At 59.8% G+C, this 2,505-nt stretch carries 2 protein-coding genes; both read left to right on the top strand.

What is annotated here, in order from left to right; genetic code table 11:
* Nucleotides 1–634: 634 nt before the first annotated feature.
* Nucleotides 635–1,386 (top strand): IS5 family transposase gene (locus tag ACT4N8_RS09045; RefSeq protein WP_444857803.1). Its coding sequence is split into 2 segments (ribosomal slippage): nucleotides 635–962 and nucleotides 962–1,386, totalling 753 coding nucleotides; the frame shifts between segments, so codons are not numbered across the junction.
* 419 nt (nucleotides 1,387–1,805) lie between these two features.
* The coding region (locus ACT4N8_RS09040) for a hypothetical protein (RefSeq protein ID WP_444857802.1) at nucleotides 1,806–2,505 on the top strand (700 nt) is incomplete at its 3' end.

Genomic DNA, 2,505 nt, shown 5'->3' with positions numbered 1-2,505 from the left:
ACTCACGCTTCCTCGCGTCCGCTCGAACTAATGCGTTTGGCAGCTCATCGGCTCCCGAATCCCAGCCATCATCGGACCTAAGACTGAAGGCCTCAATCTACTTGACGGACTTCCTCAGGGCGTGAGTTAGACGTGTTTGTCATGGGATGTCGACCTCCTTGTAGCTACTGGGGGTAGCGGCATCCACGGCGCGCACGACTGTGGTCAAGGCGCGCTGAATACGTGGCCAGCTCGGCGTTGAAAGAACGACCAAAGCAATTCGGCGCAGCTTGAGGTTCTGCTGATACTTCAGATTGAGATCAGTACTGATCAGGACCTCAAAACCGTCGCTTTCGGCGGCGTCGAGTAGTTCGCCATTCTTGAACTGAGACCAGCCGCGCTCGTATGCCGTGGCGACCTCGTGGTGATGCAGCGATGCTAGCTGCAGTTCCAGTGGGTGAAAGTCCCACCGGTGGAGAAGGCCCAGACACCACCGTAGTCATATCCGGCAATGGAGAGGGTGACCGATCCGTTGGAAGCCCGGATGTAAACGTCTCTGGGGCTGGGGTGACCTGGTCCGATCTGCCAAGGAGGCTAGGGCCTGTACACATTCAGTGGACGTCGGTACATTCTGGTCTTTCCTGGGAGGTCAACAATGCCAAGAAAGATACTCAGAGACGACCAGTGGAGAAGGATAGCGGATTTGCTCCCGGGCAAGGCAAGCGACCCGGGGGTCACAGCCAAGGACAATCGACTGTTTGTAGAGGCGGTGTTGTGGGTTGCGCGTACCGGCGCGCCGTGGCGTGATCTGCCTGCAGCCTTGGGCCATTGGCATAACGTGTTTACGCGCTATTCGCGCTGGAGCAAGAAAGGTGTTTGGCAGCGGCTCATCGAAGCGATCATCGATGACCCGGATTTGGAGGCGCTGCTCATTGATAGCACCGTAGTGCGTGCCCATCAGCATGCCGCTGGGGCCCAAAAAAAACCGGGCCGCAAGCGCTCGGGCGCTCGCGCGGCGGGCTGAGCACCAAGATCCATACGGCGGTGGATGCTTTGGGCAAGCCACTGCGCTTTCGACTCACTGCCGGCCAAGTAGCCGATATTAAGGAGGCGGAGGCCTTGATCGAAGGCTTTGAGACGCAAGCCGTCATCGGTGACAAGGGCTATGACGCGGACGCACTCGTGGCATGCATCGAGGCGAGCGGTGCCCAAGCGGTGATCCCGCCGCGAAAAAACCGCACCCAACAGCGCAGCTATGATCATGATTTATACAAAACCCGCAATCTCGTAGAACGCTTCTTCAATCGTCTAAAGCAATTTCGCCGCATCGCCACGCGCTATGAAAAACTCGCCCGTAATTTCTCGTCTATGGTCAGCCTCGTTTTTACCTACATCTGGTTGGCCTGATTGTTAACACCCCCTAGCAGCCTGTCGGACTTAATCTCATGAAGCCTGTGCGTAGCGTTTTGGCGTCGCTTCGATCAAGGCCGGGGGACAGGCTGCTTATAAGAAACTCGCACTTGAACATGTTCGGGCCTAAACAGCGTCCTTTTCTACCGGAAAGACCCCCACTCGAATGCTTTTTGCCGCATTTGATTCGGCACGTTTTCCAGTTAAGGAGTTTGTCGCACGCAAGTCCGACAAACTCCTAGAGGGAGAGCAGGATTCTGTCATCGCATTCACAGGAAGCGCGGCCTGAATTCGCGGTCCTGCCGGAGCCCGGCGCACCGCGACTCAGGATCGGCGTCCTTGTCCATTCCGTAGAGCTTCAGGCGTGGGAATGGGCGCTCGTCGACCGGATGAAACGCTCTGGGTACCTGGACATCGTGCTGGTGGTTCTGGTGACGCCGCCCGTGGAGCCAGCCGCACCCCGGGGTCGCCCGCGCGGCGACAGAAGCCCGCAAAATCATCGAGCGCGGGGCCTCGTCGGACAGGCCAACGAAATCCTGGAAAACCGCATAACCCTCGATGCCGACGCGCTCGCGCCACGCGACGGGATCGAGCTCATAGCGGACATCCCGACGACGCGGGCGCGGCCGATACGCGAGGGCGGCGGGTGCCGCTGGACTGAACGAGATCTTGCGCGCCTGAAGCACTACCAGGCCGATGTGTTCGTCTCGCTCACTCCGCTCGACTGGACGCGTGGGCTGTCGGCGGCTGCGACCTACGGGGTATGGTCGCTCACCCACGGGGACGAACGGTCCGGCTTCGGCAGCCCCGCGGGATTTTGGGAGGTGTATTTCGCCTGCCCGGTCGTTTCGTCGAGCGTGCAGATCGCCGACGGCCGCAGTGAACACCCGACGGTCATCTGTCGTTCGTTTTCAGCGACGGACATGACCTCGGTCAGACGCAACAACAACAACGTCTACTGGAAGGCCGCCTCGTTGCTTCCGAGCAAGCTCGAGGAGCTGCAACGCACCGGGCCGAATGCCTTCTTCGGCCGCGCGGATGCCTCGATCTCGAATTTGAGCGGCCCCGCCAATGCGCTTCGAAAGCCGCCGACGCGCATCGAGCTGGCGCGCCACG

Origin of the sequence: Sphingosinicella sp., assembly GCF_052387495.1 — a bacterium.
Taxonomy (GTDB): domain Bacteria; phylum Pseudomonadota; class Alphaproteobacteria; order Sphingomonadales; family Sphingomonadaceae; genus Allosphingosinicella.
The sequence above is the reverse complement of the archived record's forward strand: the minus strand, read 5'-3'. Positions and strand labels throughout refer to the sequence as shown.